Source organism: Sphingobium sp. TB-6 (genome assembly GCF_012927365.1).
In the GTDB taxonomy this organism is placed as follows: domain Bacteria; phylum Pseudomonadota; class Alphaproteobacteria; order Sphingomonadales; family Sphingomonadaceae; genus Sphingobium.
On record NZ_JABBGL010000002.1, the window covers coordinates 323,646 to 342,690 of the forward strand.

The 19,045-nt window shown below is 63.2% G+C and carries 28 protein-coding genes; 6 read left to right on the forward strand and 22 right to left on the reverse strand.

From position 1 onward, the window contains the following. Positions 1 to 33: 33 nt before the first annotated feature. The 19 genes from HHL26_RS04695 to HHL26_RS04785 form a co-directional block, all read right to left on the reverse strand. Positions 34 to 654, reverse strand: a complete 621-nt coding sequence (locus HHL26_RS04695) for a hypothetical protein (RefSeq protein ID WP_169575920.1) — start codon at positions 652 to 654, stop codon at positions 34 to 36. Then, positions 651 to 1,199, reverse strand: a complete 549-nt coding sequence (locus tag HHL26_RS04700) for a lysozyme (protein WP_169575921.1) — start codon at positions 1,197 to 1,199, stop codon at positions 651 to 653. The genes HHL26_RS04695 and HHL26_RS04700 overlap by 4 nt, the downstream gene beginning before the upstream one ends. A gap of 115 nt (positions 1,200 to 1,314) precedes the next feature. Continuing rightward, positions 1,315 to 1,701, reverse strand: a complete 387-nt coding sequence (locus tag HHL26_RS04705) for a hypothetical protein (protein ID WP_206377339.1) — start codon at positions 1,699 to 1,701, stop codon at positions 1,315 to 1,317. Between the two features lie 19 nt (positions 1,702 to 1,720). Next, on the reverse strand, positions 1,721 to 1,864 hold the full coding sequence (locus HHL26_RS04710) for a hypothetical protein (protein ID WP_169575922.1): 144 nt from the start codon (positions 1,862 to 1,864) through the stop codon (positions 1,721 to 1,723). Beyond that, the gene (locus HHL26_RS04715; RefSeq protein ID WP_169575923.1) at positions 1,861 to 2,589 is read right to left on the reverse strand and encodes a regulatory protein GemA; all 729 of its coding nucleotides are present in this window, start codon (positions 2,587 to 2,589) and stop codon (positions 1,861 to 1,863) included. The genes HHL26_RS04710 and HHL26_RS04715 overlap by 4 nt, the downstream gene beginning before the upstream one ends. A 2-nt stretch (positions 2,590 to 2,591) precedes the next feature. Beyond that, complete coding sequence (locus tag HHL26_RS04720) at positions 2,592 to 2,906, reverse strand: helix-turn-helix domain-containing protein (protein ID WP_169575924.1); 315 nt, start codon at positions 2,904 to 2,906, stop codon at positions 2,592 to 2,594. Continuing rightward, positions 2,903 to 3,064 (reverse strand): hypothetical protein, encoded by a 162-nt coding sequence (locus tag HHL26_RS04725; protein WP_169575925.1) that lies wholly within the window; start codon positions 3,062 to 3,064, stop codon positions 2,903 to 2,905. Before HHL26_RS04725 ends, HHL26_RS04720 begins: the two co-directional genes overlap by 4 nt. Further along, entirely contained in the window at positions 3,061 to 3,417 is a 357-nt protein-coding gene (locus HHL26_RS04730) for a helix-turn-helix domain-containing protein (protein WP_169575926.1), read from the reverse strand. Before HHL26_RS04730 ends, HHL26_RS04725 begins: the two co-directional genes overlap by 4 nt. Further along, positions 3,381 to 4,361, reverse strand: coding sequence for an AAA family ATPase (locus tag HHL26_RS04735; RefSeq protein ID WP_169575927.1), 981 nt, complete (start codon positions 4,359 to 4,361; stop codon positions 3,381 to 3,383). The genes HHL26_RS04730 and HHL26_RS04735 overlap by 37 nt, the downstream gene beginning before the upstream one ends. Before the next feature lie 95 nt (positions 4,362 to 4,456). Further along, on the reverse strand, positions 4,457 to 6,430 hold the full coding sequence (locus tag HHL26_RS04740) for a transposase domain-containing protein (protein ID WP_169575928.1): 1,974 nt from the start codon (positions 6,428 to 6,430) through the stop codon (positions 4,457 to 4,459). Further along, positions 6,427 to 6,888 carry a hypothetical protein gene (locus HHL26_RS04745; protein WP_169575929.1) on the reverse strand — a complete coding sequence of 154 codons (462 nt, stop codon included), beginning with the start codon at positions 6,886 to 6,888 and terminating at the stop codon, positions 6,427 to 6,429. Before HHL26_RS04745 ends, HHL26_RS04740 begins: the two co-directional genes overlap by 4 nt. After that, a complete protein-coding gene (locus tag HHL26_RS04750; protein WP_169575930.1) occupies positions 6,881 to 7,297 on the reverse strand; it encodes an ASCH domain-containing protein in 417 nt (138 codons plus the stop codon). Before HHL26_RS04750 ends, HHL26_RS04745 begins: the two co-directional genes overlap by 8 nt. After that, positions 7,297 to 7,491: a hypothetical protein gene (locus HHL26_RS04755; RefSeq protein ID WP_169575931.1), complete on the reverse strand. Its 195-nt coding sequence runs from the start codon at positions 7,489 to 7,491 to the stop codon at positions 7,297 to 7,299. Before HHL26_RS04755 ends, HHL26_RS04750 begins: the two co-directional genes overlap by 1 nt. A gap of 2 nt (positions 7,492 to 7,493) precedes the next feature. Next, positions 7,494 to 7,730, reverse strand: coding sequence for a hypothetical protein (locus tag HHL26_RS04760; protein ID WP_169575932.1), 237 nt, complete (start codon positions 7,728 to 7,730; stop codon positions 7,494 to 7,496). Next, a complete protein-coding gene (locus HHL26_RS04765) occupies positions 7,727 to 8,446 on the reverse strand; it encodes a hypothetical protein (protein ID WP_169575933.1) in 720 nt (239 codons plus the stop codon). The genes HHL26_RS04760 and HHL26_RS04765 overlap by 4 nt, the downstream gene beginning before the upstream one ends. Continuing rightward, a complete protein-coding gene (locus tag HHL26_RS04770; RefSeq protein WP_169575934.1) occupies positions 8,443 to 8,679 on the reverse strand; it encodes a hypothetical protein in 237 nt (78 codons plus the stop codon). The genes HHL26_RS04765 and HHL26_RS04770 overlap by 4 nt, the downstream gene beginning before the upstream one ends. Beyond that, the gene (locus tag HHL26_RS04775; protein ID WP_169575935.1) at positions 8,676 to 9,098 is read right to left on the reverse strand and encodes a response regulator transcription factor; all 423 of its coding nucleotides are present in this window, start codon (positions 9,096 to 9,098) and stop codon (positions 8,676 to 8,678) included. The genes HHL26_RS04770 and HHL26_RS04775 overlap by 4 nt, the downstream gene beginning before the upstream one ends. Then, positions 9,095 to 9,436 (reverse strand): hypothetical protein, encoded by a 342-nt coding sequence (locus HHL26_RS04780; RefSeq protein ID WP_169575936.1) that lies wholly within the window; start codon positions 9,434 to 9,436, stop codon positions 9,095 to 9,097. The genes HHL26_RS04775 and HHL26_RS04780 overlap by 4 nt, the downstream gene beginning before the upstream one ends. Further along, entirely contained in the window at positions 9,433 to 10,431 is a 999-nt protein-coding gene (locus tag HHL26_RS04785; protein ID WP_169575937.1) for a ParB N-terminal domain-containing protein, read from the reverse strand. The genes HHL26_RS04780 and HHL26_RS04785 overlap by 4 nt, the downstream gene beginning before the upstream one ends. A 270-nt stretch (positions 10,432 to 10,701) precedes the next feature. Between HHL26_RS04785 and HHL26_RS04795 the strand changes: the two genes are divergently transcribed. Next, complete coding sequence (locus HHL26_RS04795; protein WP_169575939.1) at positions 10,702 to 11,412, forward strand: helix-turn-helix transcriptional regulator; 711 nt, start codon at positions 10,702 to 10,704, stop codon at positions 11,410 to 11,412. A gap of 7 nt (positions 11,413 to 11,419) precedes the next feature. Here HHL26_RS04795 and HHL26_RS04800 read toward each other — a convergent pair whose 3' ends face one another. Then, positions 11,420 to 11,674 carry a hypothetical protein gene (locus HHL26_RS04800; protein ID WP_169575940.1) on the reverse strand — a complete coding sequence of 85 codons (255 nt, stop codon included), beginning with the start codon at positions 11,672 to 11,674 and terminating at the stop codon, positions 11,420 to 11,422. A gap of 168 nt (positions 11,675 to 11,842) precedes the next feature. On the opposite strand from HHL26_RS04800, the gene HHL26_RS04805 reads away from it, so the two are divergent. The 3 genes from HHL26_RS04805 to HHL26_RS04815 all read left to right on the forward strand — a co-directional run bounded on the left by HHL26_RS04805 (position 11,843) and on the right by HHL26_RS04815 (position 12,888). After that, positions 11,843 to 12,082, forward strand: a complete 240-nt coding sequence (locus tag HHL26_RS04805) for a YozE family protein (RefSeq protein WP_169575941.1) — start codon at positions 11,843 to 11,845, stop codon at positions 12,080 to 12,082. 307 nt (positions 12,083 to 12,389) lie between these two features. Next, positions 12,390 to 12,758: a helix-turn-helix transcriptional regulator gene (locus HHL26_RS04810; protein WP_169575942.1), complete on the forward strand. Its 369-nt coding sequence runs from the start codon at positions 12,390 to 12,392 to the stop codon at positions 12,756 to 12,758. Then, positions 12,712 to 12,888 (forward strand): hypothetical protein, encoded by a 177-nt coding sequence (locus HHL26_RS04815; protein ID WP_240962338.1) that lies wholly within the window; start codon positions 12,712 to 12,714, stop codon positions 12,886 to 12,888. Before HHL26_RS04810 ends, HHL26_RS04815 begins: the two co-directional genes overlap by 47 nt. 670 nt (positions 12,889 to 13,558) lie before the next feature. Here HHL26_RS04815 and HHL26_RS04820 read toward each other — a convergent pair. Continuing rightward, positions 13,559 to 15,847 (reverse strand): EAL domain-containing protein, encoded by a 2,289-nt coding sequence (locus HHL26_RS04820; RefSeq protein ID WP_066555244.1) that lies wholly within the window; start codon positions 15,845 to 15,847, stop codon positions 13,559 to 13,561. 149 nt (positions 15,848 to 15,996) lie between these two features. Then, positions 15,997 to 17,757 (reverse strand): fatty acyl-AMP ligase, encoded by a 1,761-nt coding sequence (locus HHL26_RS04825; protein WP_066555246.1) that lies wholly within the window; start codon positions 17,755 to 17,757, stop codon positions 15,997 to 15,999. Between the two features lie 161 nt (positions 17,758 to 17,918). On the opposite strand from HHL26_RS04825, the gene HHL26_RS04830 reads away from it, so the two are divergent. Further along, positions 17,919 to 18,443: a RecX family transcriptional regulator gene (locus HHL26_RS04830; RefSeq protein WP_066555247.1), complete on the forward strand. Its 525-nt coding sequence runs from the start codon at positions 17,919 to 17,921 to the stop codon at positions 18,441 to 18,443. A 78-nt stretch (positions 18,444 to 18,521) separates the two neighbouring features. Next, the gene (locus HHL26_RS04835) at positions 18,522 to 19,025 is read left to right on the forward strand and encodes a DUF192 domain-containing protein (RefSeq protein WP_066555249.1); all 504 of its coding nucleotides are present in this window, start codon (positions 18,522 to 18,524) and stop codon (positions 19,023 to 19,025) included. Positions 19,026 to 19,045 lie beyond the last annotated feature (20 nt).

Below are 19,045 nucleotides of genomic sequence, written 5' to 3' on the forward strand. Positions count from 1 at the left end.
GGTCAGGTGCTGAAAACATTTCTCACGGCCCTCTCAGCGCTGGCCGTTCACGTCGATCGCCGCCGCCCGCTTCCAGGCGTCGATCAGATGTTCGAGCGTTACGGTGTTGTCGGTGCCGATGCCGAGGTCGGCGACATCCACGATGGCCGTTTCACCGGGCCGCACAGTTCCGGCGGACAGGGTGGAAAGGCTGGACAGTGCCGCTGTTCCGCTACCACTGGCAGCGCTGCCTGCACTCGATCTTTGGCTGGCGTCCCGCAGCCTGCGAGCAAGCTCGGCGCGAGCAGCCACAACATCCGTCCGATAGTCATTCGTCACCTCCTGAAGATGGGCGTTCCATTCCCGCTGGACGCGGGCGTCGTTTTCGCGGTCCTTGTTTGCCGCTTCCCGACGCGCTTCCCGGATCAGCCCCACCAGCTTCAACATCTCGGCCTTCTGCGTTCGGAACGTCTGATACCAGCGCCCAGCCTGCGCCTTGCGAGACTGCGCTAGATCGCGGTTGCTGCTGGCCTGCCCATGGAACCAGATGCACAGCGCGATCAGGACGACGATCGCCAGTCGGCGAAGGTCCGCCAGAAGCCAGCGCGCGACCTCCACTAGCAGTTGTCCAGCAACGCCAAAGATGAGGCGAATTGCGGTGAGAAGCCCCTTCACGCCGCGACCTTGGGGGTCAGGGTGCGTTCGGGCGAAAGGTTGGTGAAACAGGCGCGCATTTCGTCATTGCGCCGATTGGCGAGGCCGGTGACGACAACGCCGCCCGCCTTGTTCCAGAGCGCGAACGCCTGACAGGCAGAGAACCAGTCACCGGCGTTGAACTGCTTGGCCATGGTCGAGCCGCACCAAGCGGTCACGCCGATATTGTAGGCGACGCTGATCGCGGCGCCGAGCTGATAGACCGTGTTCTGAAGGCTGGGCGCGCACTTCAGAACGCCCAGGCCATAGTCGCTTCGGATGGCCCTCCGCAGGAAGGCTTTGCACTCGCCCAGCGAATAGGTCCGCATCGCGACGCGGGTTTCGCCGGTGCAGACGGTCCACTTGCCGATCAAGTCCTTGTAGGGGACGGTTTTCGTGCCTTCCCATTTCTGGATCAGGCCCGTTGCAACGTCCGCCGCCGGATCGCTCACCACAACGCCGACCGGCGCAGCGACCAGTGCGGTCGCGACGATCGCCGCGATCGGTTTGTTGGTGGTTTCAGCCATGGGCTAGCGCTCCAGATCGGGCGCTCGCGGCGGAAGTTTGGGGAAGGTTTTGCGCTTGGGCCATGCCCAAGCAATGCGATCTTAGGCCCTGCGATTACATGCCCGCCAAGGCGGGCTAGAGGTCAAGAAGATCGTCTTGAAAGAGAGAGGGTTGGCGGTCGGACGCCTCACCCTTAACCGGAGCGTTTTGCATCCTCCGGAACAATTTGTCGACGCCGGTTTCGGTCAGGCCGAGTTTCGTGGCGATTTCGCCGTTGCTGCAACCAGCGGCGCGATAATGGCGCGCCCGCAGCTCGCGGGCAAGAGGGACGCGAATGACGGCAGGAGCCATGCGGCGCGACAATCGTGCGGCGGCGTCCTCGCCGATCGCCTGGGCGATCTCATGATCCGATGCGATCGCGCCGGGGACATAGAGACGGCGGCCACCAAAAGCGGAGGCGAGAGCGACAAACGCGCTCTCGCCTAGCAGGGCCAGCAGTTCATGTCCGAGCCGGTCGACCATCGCGGTGCGGTGGCCTCGCTTAGATCATCAGGCCGAGCAGCAGCCCGGCCAGAAAGGCGACAGGAAGGAGGCCGATTAGCAACCGGCGGCGGGCTGGCTCGGCGCTGCGCAGAAGCGGCTGCGACTCCCAGGCGAGGTGCATGTGCTGGGCGCGGCGGTTCATGGCCGAACCTCCTTGAACACGTCCCGCCCGCCATAGGTGCGCAGATGGCGGCCGAGCGCGTTGGACATATGCTCCAGTTCCTGCGTCGACCACAACGCGCTGTTGCCGTCGCTAATGCCGCAGAGACGGAACGCGGCCTGTCCCAGCGTCCAATCCTCACCAGCCAATCCGGCGCGCTTCAGCTTGGCGAGAATGGCGAAGCACAGGCGGACCTTCAGCGCGTGGACATAGTGCACCTTGGCCAGTCCCTTGATCGAATGATCCCAGCCATGGCGGTCGGCCATCGCCTTCAGCGCCTCGATCAACTTGTCGGCTTGGCTCTGGTTCGCCCATTGCAGCTTTTCGCTGCCGAGCTGGCGCTTGGCGAACATCTCCAGCGCCTTATCGCTTTTGATGGCGGCGGACGGGTTGATGTCGATCGCGCAGAGCAGCGCGAGCGAAATCCACATTGTGCGGGCCTTGCGCGCGACCGGATGATCGGCGCGCGGCGCGCCGCTGCTTTTGCGAGCCTTGGAGCTGAAACCCAGCCGCTCGAAATCGCTGACGACCAGGCGCAACTGGGGGACGGTGCAGCTCCCGGCGCTGGTGACACCGGCGACGCGCATCAGCACGCCCTGATAGGTGTCGCCGTCCAGGCCCAGTTGCTTCTTCGCCAGATGAACCTTGGCGAGCAGGATTTTGCGGGACTTGTCCTCATCAATGCGGACAGCGGCATTGGCAGGCATATTCAATCCTCCTGAAGATCGCGGAAATGGGTGAGAATGCGGTTGGTCATGCGGCGAAACGCCGGGTCGGTTTCGCGCATGACCTCGGCTTTGATGGCGGCATGGAGGATGGTCGAATGATCACGCTCCAGGAGCCGGCCGATATGGACGCTGCTCATCTGAGTAAGGCGCTGAGCGAGCCAGACGACAGCGGCGCGGGCGCGGAACAGCTTGTGCTTCCTGCACCGCCCCCGGATGTCCGACTTTGCAAGGCCGGTCTCATAAGCCACGCGCTCCACTAGAGCGGCGATCGTGACCCGCTGGACCAGGGCGATCATGGTGTCACCCCCAACGCAAAGCCGAACAGCAGGAAGAAGGCGGCGACGGTCAGCCCAAGGCCGATGCCCAGGCGCAAGGCCTGCACCTCGACCATCAGTTCGCCCGTCTCCAGATCGGTGAACAGCGCAGTCAGCGCCTTTTCCAGCACCCGGCTCATGTGTCACCGCCCAAGGCGCGCGCCCGTGCTGCAAGCTGCTCCAGATCATCGGCCAGTCGCTTGCTGCTGAACCGCATGTCTTGCAGCCGTCCGCTCAGCAGCGCGATCTCCGAGGCGATGCGTTCCATACTGTCGCCCGGCGCGATCTGGCCATGCTGTACCATCAACTCGGCCCGCCGCATGATATACATCGAGACCCGGCCGCGACGCTTCCAGGTCGACACTGCGCCTTTGGTTATCCGCAAAGAGTCGGCCAGCGCCGTGTCGGAACGGACGTGCATCATCGCCTTCAGGTGCGCGATCTCTGCCTCGACGCTCATGCCGCCACCGGATGGGTCGAGAGCTGCGACCATGCGCGTTCCAGGTGACGAAGCTCCAATTCGCTATTTTCTCCGCTCGCCAGCATCGCCGCCAGTTCCATGGCATAAGTGCAACTGCGAAGGCCGCCTGGTCGCGATCCGATCTTCTGAAGCATCGCCATCACATCGGCGTTCTCCACGCCCCAGGCGGCGGCGAGAGCGTCGACATCATCCCGCAGCGGAAGCGAGCGGATCATGCGCAGGCCGACGCGGCTGTAGAGTTGGGCGAACTCGGCCTTGCGGGCGCCGCCCTCCATCCGCGACACGACCTTCTCATTGCCGAGAAAGGCCACGCCAACGCCGGTCAGATCGAACCAGCCACGAACTTCCTCAATCTGGTCAACGTCGAGGTGCTGAGCGTCGTCCAGGATCAACAAGCCCTGCGTATCGCGCATCTTGCCCATGACATAGGCGGACATGCGAGCTGTGCCGGGCGGCGCGGTGAAGTCCCGCATCGCTTCCAGAACGCGGGTGCAGAGCGCCGAAATCGTCTTGGTCGATTTCAATATTTCGACATACCAGACGTTGCTGGCGCGCTCGGCATATTCCTTCGCCGCCGATGTCTTGCCGGTGCCGGGACCGCCCGCCCAAAGGGTCATGCGGCCGCGCTGCGCCCAGGACAGAAGATGCATCACTTCCTTGGCGGTGCGGGTCTCGAAGTAGCCGGGGATTTCCGGCGCTTCGTACTTCAGTTCCGCCTGCCGCGTCAGCGTCTGGCGATAGCGATAAATCTGCTTTGCGATCTCACCGTTACCGCCAGCCGCCGGGCCACCATTATATTTGCCGCTGGAGAACAGCGACAGGGTTGCGGCGGGGCGGCCGATCAGGCTGTGAAGCTGCGCCCAGCTCAGGCCACGGACCTGCTTATGCTCATTGAGCCAGTCCCGCTGGTCTTTGATGAAGTCCGGCGACTCCTCTATTTCGTTCACATTGTTCATGCTAACCATCCTTGTGCTGATGCGGGGCGATGACCTTCGCCTCGCGTTCGGTGGCCGTGGCGGGCGCCTTCGAACTCGATCGCCACGGCCCTTTCTCACTCGACCAGCCGCAGGCCGCTGACGGCGCTGGAAAACTGCTCGATGAAACTGTCCTGAGAAGCCGCTGGAAGGACTTCTGAAACTGCTTTGAGGGCTGCGTTGCCCCGGAACCGGGTGGGGCGCAGGACGGCAGGTTCGGGCATCTGCGTCTGCGCCACTTCCATCCGCATCCGATCGGACAGTTGCTCGGCCGACAGCAGCTCCTCCAGATCGCGGGCCTTGCGGACCTGCTTGCGCAGATCGCCGCGCAGCTTCGCCGTGCGCTTGGCCGCACCCATGTCGTCAAAGCGGGAAGCGTCCCAGCGCTCGGCGGTGCAGAGGAACTGGCCGCCCTGGTCGTAAACATGGACCGGCAGCGACAGGTCGTCGGGGTCGAACCGGACGGTCAGAAGCTGGCCTGCATGTCGGCTGAGATCGGCTGACCAATAGCGATTGTCCGCGATCGTGACGGCGCCGCTCTTGCGATCGGAACGGAGCTGCTCGCCGGTGAGCAGAGCGAGGCGCAGATGCTCTTCGGTGGCCTTGCCGATCGGCGAGGCGGCATAGCTCTCGGCGAACGTCTCGGCGAAGCTGCGACCGCGCGCAGTTTCGGTGCGGCGCCCGGCGCGCTCATTGTGGATGCGCATTCCCTGCTCGACAATTTCGAGGAACGCAGCGAGGGGCACGGCCTTCTCGCGGTAATTTTCTGGCTTGTTGTCGACATGGTTGCCCGACCATGCGCCCGCGCAGCGTGGGTCCTTGGCGATCATGTCAGCGACATCGCGCCATGCACGCTCGATCGGCTTCGACTGGCCCGAATAGGGCAGCGCCCAAGTGATCTTGATGCCGAGCGAGGGTAGCAGACCCAGCGGCTCTTCCTCGCGGACCTTGAACCGATAGCGGTTCTTGATGCCGCCGCTGATCCATTTGGAAGCGAAGGCGCGGCCGTTATCCATGAGGCAACGGTTGGGAATCCCGTGCCGCTTCAGCAGATCGGCGAAGGCCAGACGGGTGAGCAGCGCGCTTTCGGTATCTCCCACCCGCCACGCCAGCATCATCCGGCTGTAAACGTCCTGGATGCCGACAAGGATGGGCCGGGCGATGATCGGTTCGCCGCGCAGGTCCTTCCCGAAATTGACGAACACGTCGAACTTGTGGCCGTCGATATTGACCATATCCATGGCGTGGAGATGCGCGACGCTGCGCTCTTGGGCGGGAACCATGGCGCGGAGCTGCTCCATGCCCTTGCGCATCGCGATCACCAGTCGCGGATCGACTTCCCGCTCCAGTTTGCGCAGCAGCGTTTTTTCGCTCGGCAGGGTGATGCCGCGCGGCGCGGCGTAGAGGTTGACCGTCCGCCAATAGCAGCTGCTGAAGGTTGGCCGCTCCGGGCGCAGATAGTCCGATTTGAGCTGATCCCAGGCACCGGCATCAACATCGGCTTCCCGGCCGCCGCCCTTCCGGCGCGGCGCGAGCGCGGGCAGGCGATCCTGACGGGCAACGCCGTTTACCAGCTTGCGCCAAGTCCAGATCGTCTGGGGACTGACCATTTCGGCGGTGCAGACAGCGTTGATGGCGGCCGTCATGTTCATGCCGGTGGACCGGAACCGCTCAACCATGTCGATAATGCTCGCGCGACGGACGGCTTCTGCCTTCACCTTGTCGCTCTGCATCTCATACCAAGCCCAGCCATGGGCCTGCCGAGCGATCGACACGGCGTCTTCATCGTTGGCGGGAACCCATGCGATTCCCCGCTTCACCAGCTCGGCTTTCGCCGCGTCGGGCAGCAGGGACAGATGATATTCCAGTCCGCCGCCGCGCCCCTTGCGCGGCCGGGCGCGGGGCGCACCGGCGTCGTCCAGGCTCAGCGCCCAATTTTCGCTGTCAGCGCGTTCGTTCACCTTGCGCTTGCTGCGCGGCAGGCCCGGAAGGGCGAGATCGGCGATCTCCGCTGCAGTGAACCAACTTTTACCACCCCCCAGTTCAATCATGCTCGACGGTTCCTTGTGATGGTCGGGGCCATGCGCTCGATCTGTTTGAGCTGGGCCGTAAGTTTCGAGATTTCGGAGCGCAGATGACCGACCTGCGCCGCATGGATTTCTTCGCCGACCAGCACCGCCGCGCCGATTTCGCGCAGCTCGCGGTCGAGCAGATCGAAGCGGTTGCTGACGGCAATTAGCGCCAGCATCCGGGCAAAGCTGATGTTGTGACCGTCGCGGGCCGGGCTGGCGTAAGCGTCCAGCATCAGCTTCGTGACTTCCTCATCTAGGAGGACGGTCATCTCAGCGGCGATGACGCGCCGATCACGATCATCGTCCTTCAGGATTTCCCCGACAGTTCGGGCAACGCGCGCATCCATGCCAGCCAGCGCCGCCGGAAGCGTCGCGGGCTGCGGCGCATCGAACGTGAAGGCGAACTGGGCAGGACTGGGCACGCTCTTCTTAGCCAAGGCGCGGTTCCCATCGGATCACGACGCCTTCAAACAGGCCGGTGCCATGGCTGTTGAGCCAGAACCAACCCATGTGATGCCGTGCAGAAGAACCGTCCGCCATCGGGCGGAAGCCATCATCCCAGGCGAACGTCTCGATCTCGGCATCGTCCAGCGCCAGACCCTCGACCGCAATGGATGCGATCAGTTCGGGGTGGTCGCCAGCAATGGTGATGTCGATGCGCCGCACATCCTTGCAGACGGGGTCGCGGTCGAGCAGCTTGCGGCAGTGCCGGGTGCGCATGGCGGTGTAGAGCTGGACAGCTTCGCCGGGCAGGGCATGGCGCTTGCGCAAGCGGCGCACTGTCTGACGCTTCTCCAGCGTGATGATCGGTTCGGCGAATTGAGCCTTGAAGGAATAGGCGACCATCAGGAACCGGCTCCTTCCACACCGTCACCAATGCGGGGAATTGCGCGGCGCGCATCCATCCAGCTGAGCAAACGGTTAATCGTCGCGGGCGTCAGGATCGCGGGAGCGGCCTTCAGGTTGGAAGGCTGGCCGCAGCGGTCAGGATGATGGCGCCGCAGGGCCGCGAGGAGCCGGGCAGAAGCTTCTTTCGCCACCGTCAGTCCCTCATCATCCAGTGCGCATCGAACGCGAGGAAATCAGGCTGATGCGGCGGTTGCGACATCAGGTCGGCGGTGTGATCGGCAACCTCGACGCGGGCGCGCTGGCGGAGGGCGTGGCGCTCGGCTGCCTTCAGCTCGCGCAGTTGCAGGATCGTGCATCCGCGTTCCATCGCCTCGGCAAATTCCTGCCGAGCGCGGGCGAAGCGATCTGCCTGGGCGGATTGGTTCGTCATGCTGCCATCTCCAGCTGGGGGAGCGCACCGACGCGCCGCAGATCATAGTCGCGATCAGCGATCTTCTGCGCGGGCGTGCGGGGCGCGACGAGACGGGTGATGGTGGTCGGCTTGGGAATATGCCGGTCCCACACATACCATGCGTAATCGGTCTTTCCGCGCCGCCATGCGGTCAGCTTGCCGGTCTTCGGATCGCGCTCATGCAGCGCGGTGCCCGGCGGCATCGATGGACGGTCGCAGAACTCAAGAATTTCGAGCGGAGGGAATTCGTCCTGGAGGAAGCGATAGCGCTTCTCGCTGGCCCGCCACCGGATCGGCAGCAGGGCGCAGACCTTGCCGCTGGCGAGCTTCAGGGCGCGACGTACGCAGCGCTCTGCGATGTCGTCCTCGTAGGAGTAAGGCGGGTTGAAGATGATGCTGAGAAGCGGCCAGAACTCCGCCAGATGCGTCTGCGCACCGAGAAAATCATGCTCACCCATGAACAGGTGCGGCAGGCCGAGCGTCTGCGAATCCCAGCGATCGACCAGATCAGTGCCGATCGCCTTGAAGCCCGCGTCGGCCAGCGCGCAGGGGATGGTGCCCAGCCCACAGCAGGGGTCCCAGAAGGTATATTCCGCGTCGAGCTTGATCTCGCGAACAAGCGTGCGAACGGTCCATGTCGGTTCGACATACCAGTCCTGCGGGTGGCGATCGGGGCGCGGGGAAGCGGCGCTCATCGGGCGCGCTCCAGTTCAACCTGACGCTGGGCTGCGCGCATCCAGGCTTCGAGCAGCACATCGCCGCTGGCCCTGCTGGTGCCGGTGATGGTGGCCAAGCACAGGTGGTAAGTGCCGCCGATCAGCTTGAGCTGGGCGCCGTGGTCGCGCTCCAGCGCCGCGATGATCTTGCGTGGCGACTCCCCGCTATCGAGGCTGGAGCGGATGGCAAGGACATACTGGCCGAGCATCATTGTCCGCACCTTTCCGGATGATGACGTTGGATGGCGGCCAGCAGCGAGGCTGATGCACGGACGGCAGCGCACCGCCCAAAGGCTAGGTCGGTTGCGCCCTCACTCATGTAGCCGACGACCTTGCCGACCGTTTCCGGCCTGATATTCAGCGCCTTGGCAATCTCACCCTGCCGGGAGCCCGCGTCGTACAGGTCCATGATCCGCGCTTCGAGTTGCGCGGTGCCCATGCCGTATTTACCGCGCTCGGAGGGTGCGCCGGTCCCGCCGCGCTTCTTGGCGCGGTAGCCGCTGGCGAGGAGCGCGCTGACGGTGCTGACCGAGATGTTCAGCGCCTCGGCGATCTGCCGGTTGCCATATCCCTGTCCCTGAAGGGCGATCGCGGCAGCGGTGCGGGTCGGATAGCCAAGCGCCTTGCTCACAGACGCCTCCCGTTGACGAAGCGAACCTGCTCACCAGAGGCGGCAATCGCGACCGTGGCCATGGCAGCGGCCGATGTCGTCGGCGCCGAGCGCAGATAATCACGGCAGTTCTGGAAAGCTTGCCGGCACTCGCGATTGATGCGGGCTTGCTCCGCGATCGTGGTGGTGCCGCGACGGGCGGCCATTGCCGCGCGCCAAGCTGCCCAAAGCTGATCTCTCAGTTCCTGCGGAAGGCTGAAATAATGCCCTTTGCAGAACATATGTCCACGGCCGACCGGCACGTCGCACCCCTCGGCAGCGCAAAGGACATCATGCTTGTGGAAAGTGCGGCGGATCATGCCTCAATCCCTTCCTTCTGGATGCGGGCGTCCAGCGCGGCCCGCAGGGCGAGCAGCGCGCTTGACTTCATCGTGTTCACGATTTCCGGGGCGATCTTCGCCTGATCGCCAGCCGACAGGCGGGCGAGGTTGGCTGTGGTGTTGTTCATGAACTTGGTCGCGCCGGTCGGCGCCGGTGCGGCCGAGCTGGAAAGGCCAAGGCCTTCCTTCGCTTGGGCAAGCGTCAGTTCGGGATTGGAGATCAGGCCTTCGATCAGCGACCGGCGGTTCGCCAAATCCTTGATCGCAGCGATCTCCCGCAGCGCCGAGGCATTCTCAGCCACCGGATGCTTCGCAAGGTCACGGTAAAGGTCAGGAAACGGCGCGACGATGGCGCGGTGGAGGGCGAGATCGCGGAACATAGCGCGCCGCGAAAGTCCCAGCGCCTCCGCAGTCTCATCTGCCCACCCATATACGAGTGCCAAGTTGGCACTCGTATGGTCTGCCTCAGCCTCGTTCAGGTCATCGTCGCGCTCGACGCCCGGTGCTTTCGCCCTCATTGCGTCCCAGCGGGCACGAACCGCGATCTGCTCTGGTGACAAATCGCCATGCTGGTCTTTCAGCCGGGCTTCCGAGGCATCCGCGACGGCCCGGACAAAGCAGGCGCGCTCGATCGGCGCGAGACTGCGACGGTGAAGGTTCTCCGAAGCCTCAATGTCGCGGAGCTGACGGGCATCGCCAAAAGCCTCAATAGCATCGATCGCTCGGAAGCCTTCCAGCTTCGCACCTTCTAGGCGGTGCAGCCCGACGACCAGCGTCCAAGGCTTTTTGGCGCGAGCGCCGTTCTTCCGAACCTTGATCGGCTCGTGCTGCCCATCCAGCGCCATGAGTTTGCCCAGCGCCGCCGCCTTGTCAGGCCAAAACAGGCCGATGCGGTCGTCTACCTGAATGTCCTCTGGAGCGATCTGGAAGACCGAGGCGACCACAGGTGTGATTTCCTTAGCTGCGGTGGCCATGTCTAGCGGGCCTCCGCATTTTGACGGTGCGAGCGCTTAGAGCGTCTGCTATGAAACTCCACGTTGGTGGAATCAGTGGAGATAGTGAGTTGATCGGGATCAATCCCCAGCTCCTGCGCGACAACCTCTTTAGCCGTGGACGAGCGTCCACGAAGGAAGTCCCTCAACTGGTACTCGTTGAGGCCATGGCTCTGCGAAAACTTCCCCATCGTTCCGTACCGCATGCGCAGAATTCCACGCACCACATGCGGATGGAGGCTCACGGCTGACATGAGCGCTTCTCCTTCTGTTGTATCCACAAACGTGGACTCTAACGCCACGAACATGGACCATCAAGGTGGATTTGTGGAGAAAATGGCGGAGAGAGTCCGCGAACGTGCTAAGGAATTGAATTTAAACGTATCTTCTTTTGGAGCAGCAGCAGGTATAAAACCCTCTGCGCTCTCAAATTATTGGAGCGGCAAGCGTCCGTTTCCCACCGAGCACCTTTCACAAATGGCGGAGGTTCTCCGCACGAATGTGGATTATCTCCTCACGGGCAAGAGAGCCGTCTCCACGGCAGTCGCTGACGTTGCGGATGCAGAATGGGAGATGGTGCCCTTCTTCGATCTCCGGGAACTGACCGACACAGGAAAAGGTGAGCCAATATCCCGGACGCCATTCCGCAAAGACTGGCTCAATAGAACACTGGGCACAGCGTCGGATTTGTACCTTGTGCGCCTCCTATCGGATTATGAAAGCAGGCGCGGTGACAAGGATTTGCGCGAAGGCGATTTGGTTTTCTGTAGGGAATGCGATCCGTCAGATTTGGCGGATGGATATATCGTTCTTTGGCGCCGCGAGCAGGGCTTAAAGGTCGCGCGCTATTCGCTTCAGCCACGCAATCGCGAAGAAGGCGATACCATCTATCCGGAGGAAGTGAGCGACGATCAATTCGTCCCGATCGCGCGTATCCTCGGTCGCTTCATACAGAGAATTTAGGCTCTGATCAGCGCATCGCGTTCTTCAAAGCCGCACTCATGCAGTCGGCCTGAGACATGGATTGCCAATGGCGAAACTTTGCGTCGTTGTTGGCCGCGAGGTAAGCGTGAGCCACAGCTTTTCCCTGCTGACATAGGGCGTCAGATTTAGCCACTGAGGACTGGGCCGACTGCTCGATAGCCCGATACTTTTGTTCCTCTTGCGCGCCAGCATCAGCACATCCGGCGAGCAAGGCCATTCCCAACAGCAATGTTGCGCGCATGTCCGCTAACTCCGTGATTCGCAGTTCATCTATTCCATAACGGTAAATGAAACGAGTACGCTCCCTGGGCTGTCCCAATGAGGCACATGGATGGCGGCATCGTTGACTCTAATGTTCTCTTTATGTTCTCATTGGATCGACCGACATTGAGTCGGCGTGGAGGAACATATGCAACATCCAAATCCATCTCAGTTCGATACCAATAAGGAGTGCTTCGGCCGCTGGTTACTGGCCCAGAGCAAGCGGGAAGATCAGATCGGCGATCTCGCGCGAGACGCTTCCAAAGACCCAGGCTTCCCGAAGGATGGCGACGTCAAAGCGGTTTCCAAGCGCCTAAACACGGTGGGCGCTCCCCCTGAATTGCATGAGGCTCTGGACGACGCCGAAACCGACTGGCTGGCAATCTGATGATCCGGCGTCGCGATCCCGCTTATTGTTTCGGCGTCGGAGGCGTCGCAAAGGCACCTTGGCGACCCGACCTCCGACAAGCCCAAGCCGACGCGATCGACGCCGGTTTCGCCCAATGGGATGAACATGAACCGGCGCCTGGGAAGGACCGGCAAATCTACATGCACCCCTTGGCCGAAATCTGGACCACGCATGAGTTGGTCCCGGCCGTGCCGCGTGAGGTCTCACAACCTCGCCCAGTTCCGCAGGAAACGCCTCTCTCTCGCATCGAACGGATAATTGCGCGTCGAGAAGGAAGGAGCAGTTGATGTCCAGCAGACGACGCAAGGGCGAACGCCCGGTGGACAAGAGCCAGTTCTATGCGCCCTATGATGAGACCCATCCGGTGGCGCGAGCAATCCGCACCGGCTCGCGCTGGTTCGAGGCATGGCAATTCCAGAATGCTTTGCCGACCGTGAGGCTGGCAAAACTCACCGGCATTCCCCAGCCGCGCATATCGGAATTGCATTATGGTGCCGCCGTTACAGAGGCCGAGGTCAGCGCACTCGCGGCGGCCTATGGCGTTCAGCCTTCGGATATCATAGCCTCGCTTCCAAATCCGCAACTGCTGATCCGAAGGGATGGAAGCGATGGACGAAATCTCGGCGCTGGAGATAGCTCAGCTGCTGTCCGGTAAACTGTCGGCCGCCCTGGACGACTTCAATGCCGAGAGCGTCAGGCTGACCCGTGATGAGGCGGTCCTCGCTCTCGGCATCATCAATAGCGTCGTGGAAATGCTGGAGAAAGAGGGCGCCAAGCCCAACTGAAAAATCGGCCCACTTCCATGGTCGCTGACTGTTGCGACCAGCGCCGGTTTACTGGCACAAAACCCCGTTGGCGTAGGCGTCAAAGCAAAGTGGGACGGGGAATCCCGAAGTGGGACCTCACTGGTCCCACTTCTTTTTGGATCGCCGTTCCCGAAATGCCGACGATCGCCACCCTTAAACGGCTCTGAGAAGGTTCAAAGCCCCGACTGAGCGGGCTTTAAAAGTCACTGGCGCGCCGCGCCGAAAATTCTTCTCAGAAGGCGCGCACTCTAATTTGTCTGGTCCGCCGACTGTCTAAACGCCCACTCACTATAGACAGAGCGAAGGCCGCCCGATTTTTCCGTAAAACGTCGAAAACGCCCGATTTTTGGCGGTTCTATTCCGCGAGGCCCCGCATGATCCCGGATAATCCCGGCACTCCAGTTCCTCCTGTCCCCTTTCAAGAGGGAAGAGGGGTCTGGGAACGACCACTAGCGGACATTTTCGAAGTTCGTCATCCCCGCGAAGGCGGGGATCCATCTCCTGACCTAACCGCTTGATGCAACGCTGGGAGATGGATTCCCGCCTTCGCGGGAATGACAAAACAGGAAGCGTCCGCCTTCCACCCATCACGTCCCTAAGCCAAAGTCTCACCCTTAGCTCACACGCCCACATTCCAACGGTATGAAATCTAAGCCCGGGCGCGCAACTGATCTGTCGGGAAGAGCGCTGCCGCGTCCGACGCCGGCATGGGCCGCCCGAAATAGAAGCCCTGCACCTTGCGGCAGCCAAGGCCGCGGACCATCGCCAGTTCCGCCTCGGTTTCGACGCCTTCGGCCGTGGTCGCCATGCCCAGGCTGTCGGCCAGCGTCACCACGGCCCGGATGATCGCCAGGCTCTCCGCCTTGTTGTTCGACGCACCCACCACGAAGCTGCGGTCGATCTTGATCGTGTCGAAGCGCGTACGGCTCAAATAGCCGAGGGAGGAATAGCCCGTCCCGAAATCGTCGAGCGACAGCCGAACCCCCAGCCCCCGTAACTGATCGAGGATCTTGAGCGCCCCCGTATCGGCATTGACGAACACGCTCTCGGTCACTTCCAGTTCCAGCCGCCGTGCATCCAGCCCGCTTTGCGCCAGCGCCGACACCACCGCGCCCACGAAGCTCGGATGCGTCAGTTGCTCCGCCGAGACATTGACGGCGATCCGCGCGGTTTCAGGCCAGCGCGCAGCTTCCTTGCAGGCGGTCCGCAGCACCCATTCGCCAATCGGCCCGATCAACCGTGCTTCTTCCGCGACGGGTATGAACTTGACCGGTGAAATCGGCCCCATTTCCGGATGGGTCCAGCGCACCAGCGCCTCGAACCCGACGATTCCACCCTCCTGCGCTTCCACCACCGGCTGGAACAGGACGTGCAACTGGTTCTTCTCCAGCGCGTCGCGCAGCGCCAGTTCCAACAGGCGCCGTTCCTCCGCCTGAGCGTGCAGTTGCGGCTCATAGGCGCAATGCATGCCGCCGCCATCGCTCTTCGCGCGATAGAGGGCCAGGTCCGCGCTGCGGATCAGCGCTTCGGATTCGCTGCCGTCCTGTGGCGACACCGCCGAACCGACTGACGCGCCGACATAGAGCGTATGTTCGTCCACCTGATAGGGGGCGGAAAGGCCGCTGATGATCTTGATCGCCAGCTTCTCGATACCGTGATGTTCCCCCGCCTGCGGGACGACGACGGCAAATTCGTCGCCGCCGATTCGCCCGCAAAATTCCGCGCCGGAACAGATATGCCGCAACCGCCGCGCCACCTGGGTCAGCAGCTTGTCCCCGATCTGATGGCCCAGCGTGTCGTTCACCGCCTTGAACCGGTCGAGGTCGATCATCAGGAAGGCGCAGCCCGGGCCGCGCCCCGCGCCGCCCGCCATCGCCTTGTCCAGCACATCGCGCAGATGCGTGCGGTTGGGCAGGCCCGTCAGCGGATCGAAACGCGCAAGTTGCGCGATCCGCTCGGCCGATTCCCGCTGCTCGGTAATATCCGATCCGACGCCCCGGAAACCCAGGAACGTCCCTCCCTCATCATAGCGCGGGGACGCCGACAGCTCCCACCAGCACACCACGCCCGCCAGTTCGACCGGCAGGACGATGTTGCTGAAACTCTCCCGCCGCTTCAGATGATCGGCAAGGGCGTGCAATTCGGTCGGAAACAGGCCGCTTTCCCAAGAGCTGCCCGCCAGCAACTGCACCAGCAGCACGCCCTCCGCCTCGGCCGGCGTGCGGCCCAGCATTTCGGCAAGGCGCGGCGACACGCCGTTCAACCGCCGCGCAGCATCGGTCTGCCACAGCCAGTCCGACGCGCCATGTTCATATTCGCGCAGCAGCAGGCTGACGACCTCGCTCTTTTCCTCCAGTTGCACGCTGGCGCTGTGCTGGCGGGCGAAGGTCCGCGCATAAAGGAAACAGCCGACCAGCAGCGACAGCGCATAGCTGGTGGCGAGCGCCAGCAGCGGCGCCTGATCCCGTCCGCCGAACATGGCGAACAGTCCGACGATGCAGGGCAGCAGGAAGCCGGTCGCGGCCAGCGGGGTCGGGGCATAGCTGATCGCGCCGCAGACCATGACGCAACTGATCAGCGTCCAGTGCGCCACCAACTGGCCCGCGCCATGACCCGAGGACAGCGACATCATGCACGCCGCCCAGACCAGCCCATGGAGCAGGCCGGTAAAGCCGTGAACCCTGAGATCGGTCGCGCTCACCCCGCCGGCGGTCCGCTTGCGTCCCAGAAAGGCGCCGACGCCCATGGAAAGAACCAGCGCGACGCTCCACAGCATCAGGCGGGGGGCCGAACCATGATGCCCGAAAACCTGCCACAGAAACACGAGGCCGAAGACATTCATCGCCTGCCGCAGCAGCGCGACATGATCGGCCGAACGCAATTGCGCGGCCAGCACCCGTTCCGCCGCATCGCCCGGAACGGCGATAAGGCCCATCATCGCCCGAAGCGATATCCGCTCCTGACGAGCCTGTTCAGAGGATGGCCTTTGCCCGCTTTTCACCCTGCCGGTTTAACAGCAAGCGGTTATCAATCCGTAACGCTGGGGCGAAAAAAGCGCAGCGCCCGGCAGGCGCCGTGCGAAGGGGATCAGGCGGCGATGTCGTAGGGCCGGATTTCGCCGGTCAGATAGAGGTTGCGCGCCTTCGACCGGCTGAGCTTGCCCGAGCTGGTGCGGGGCAAGGTGCGCGGCGGCACCAGTTCGACCACGCAGTTCATGCCGGTGATCGCCCGCACCCGCTCGCGGATCTGGTCGCGCAGCCGCGTGCGCTCGTCATTGTCGGAGGTGCGGCAATGCACCAGCACGGCGGGCGCTTCCTCGCCGCCCGGCGTGGTGATGGCGAAGGCGGCGATGTCTCCCTGCTTGAAACCGGGAAGCTGCTCCACCGCCCATTCGATATCCTGCGGCCAGTGATTCTTGCCGTTGATGATGATCATGTCCTTGGCGCGGCCGACGATGTAGAGATAGCCGTCGCTCAAATAGCCCATGTCGCCGGTGTCGAGCCAACCGTCGAGCATGCAGGCGTCGGTCGCCTCCTGATCGCGGAAATAGCCGACCATCAGGCTCGGCCCGGTGGTCCACACCTTGCCGATCTGGCGCTCGTTCAGCTTGGCGCCATCCTCGTCGCGGATTTCCACGATCATGTCGCGCGCGGGCTTGCCGCAATTGACGATGGAGCGGAAGCGCTGCGGGCGCCCTTCGGTCGCGTCGCCGCCCGACAGGTCGGTCTCCTCGACCAGCTCGACGATGATGCCCTCGCCCGGCGGCATGATGGTGACGGCCAGCGTCGCTTCGGCCAGGCCATAGCTCGGCAGGAACGCCTTGGGGCTGAAGCCCGCATCGCCAAAGGCATCGACGAAGCTCTGCATCACGTCGGGGCGGATCATGTCCGCGCCATTGCCGGCCAGCCGCCAGCGCGACAGGTCGAAACGATCCTGCGCCTTGGTCTGGCTCGACATGCGGCGCGCGCAGATGTCATAGCCGAAGGTCGGTGAATAGCTGATCGACGTGCCTTCATTGCGGCTGATGAGGTCCAGCCATGCCAGCGGACGGCGGGCAAAATCCTCTGTCTTCATATAATCAGTCGACACCTGATTGGCGACGACCGACAGGAAGCAGCCGACCAGGCCCATGTCATGATACCAGGGCAGCCAACTGATGCAGCGGTCGCTGTCCTGCACCTGCATGCCATGGCTGTGCGCGGCGAGGTTGCTGAGCAGCGCATGATGCGTCACCGCCACGCCATGGGGGAAGCGGGTCGAACCGCTGGAATATTGCAGATAGGCGATTTCTTGCGGCTGCGCCTGCGGCAGGGCGCAGGGCACGGCGTCACGGGCGATGAAATCCTCGAAAGCGATGCTCTCGACATTCATCTGGCGGCCGGACTCGCCCGCCATCTCCTCCAGTTCCTTGGGAAAGAGGAACAGCATCGGATCGCAGCTCGACAGTTGGACATTGAGCTGGTCGATATAGCTTTCCTTGCCGCCGAAGCTGGTCGGCAGCGGCAACGGAACCGGCCATCCGCCAGCATAGACGATGCCGAAGAAAAGCTGGGCGAAATCCGCACCCGTTTCCGCCACCAGCGCCACGCGATCTTCCGGCTTCACCCCATGGGCGATCAGCCGGTGGGCGCAGCGAAGCGCGTCCGCGCGCAGTTCGCTGAACGGATAGGGCCGCGCCAGATTCCCCCGCGCATCGTGGAAGTTCAGGCCACGCCGTCCGGCCGCAGCATAGTCCAGCGCTTCGCCCAGCGTCTCGAAGTCCGAAAAACGGCGGGGCAGATCGTCGGTGGTCGGCGTAGGTGCCATCATGCTTTGCGAACCCGTCATATTGGTGTCACCCAATGTCATGTTTGTCATATTCCGGCGCGCCGCTAACAGCTTTCGCGTGACTTTGCACCGGATAGTTGCATTCCAGTCTGGGCTTCTACTCCCAAAGGGGCGGTAAAATTCCGGCCCCACTGTGGCATAATCAAGGCGCCAAAGGCATAAGCACCACATGAAGCGTTGCCATGGCCGATAAACGTCCCCCTTCTCCCCTCGACGAAGGAGCCCTGCGCGAGTTGGCGCTGCGCTATGTCGGGCGTTTCGCGACCAGCCGGGCCAAGCTGCTCGCTTATTTGGGCCGGAAAATCCAGGAACGCGGCTGGGGAGGGGAAGAGCCCGCCAACCCGCAGGCGCTGGTCGATCGCCTCACGGAACTGCGCTATGTCGACGACGCCAGCTATGCGGTGATGAAAAGCGCCTCGCTTGCCCGCCGCGGCTATGGTGCGCGCCGCGTTGCCGAAACGCTGCGCGCCGACGGCATAGCGCAATCCGATCGCGAGGAAGCCGACACTCAGACCCGGAACGAAGGCTGGACCGCCGCCGACCGCTTCGCCCGCCGCAAGCGCATCGGCCCCTATGCGCAGGCACGCCCGGACCCGAAACAACGCGAAAAATGGATCGCCGCCTTCCTGCGCGCCGGTCACAGCTACGCCACGGCCCGCCGCTGGACCGACGCCGCGCCTGGGGAAGTGCCGGAAGCGGACATATAGCCCTTTGCCGTTCCCGCGCAGGCGGGAGCGACGATGGAGGAATCGACCGTTCCCGGCGAATAGGCTAACTCCATCCCCATGAAGCGCCTCCCTCTCCTCATCTTCGCCTTCCTCGCGGCCTGTTCCCAGAGCGCCCCCAAAACGGAAAACGCCGCCACCCTGCAGACCACCCTCCTTCCCCTCGCCATCCACACCGCCAAAACCACCCACCGCTTCGCCGTCGAAGTCGCCCTCACCGAAAAGCAGCAGGAACAGGGCTTGATGTTCCGCAAGTCGCTGGACGCCGACTCCGGCATGCTCTTTCCCATGTCGCCGCCGCGCACCGCGAGCTTCTGGATGAAGAACACGCTGATCCCGCTCGACATGCTCTTCATCCACACCGACGGCAGCATCGCCTTCCTGAAGGCCAATGCCGTGCCCTATTCCCGCGAGCCGGTTTCGGCGGGCATCCCCGTCGCCGCCGTCCTCGAACTGCGCGGCGGCCGCGCGGCCGAACTTGGGATCAGGGAAGGCGATCGCGTCAACTGGGGCGATTGCGACCGGCCGGCCCCATCAAACCCCCTCAATTTCTGCCCTCGCTGACCAGAACGACCTTGCCAAGC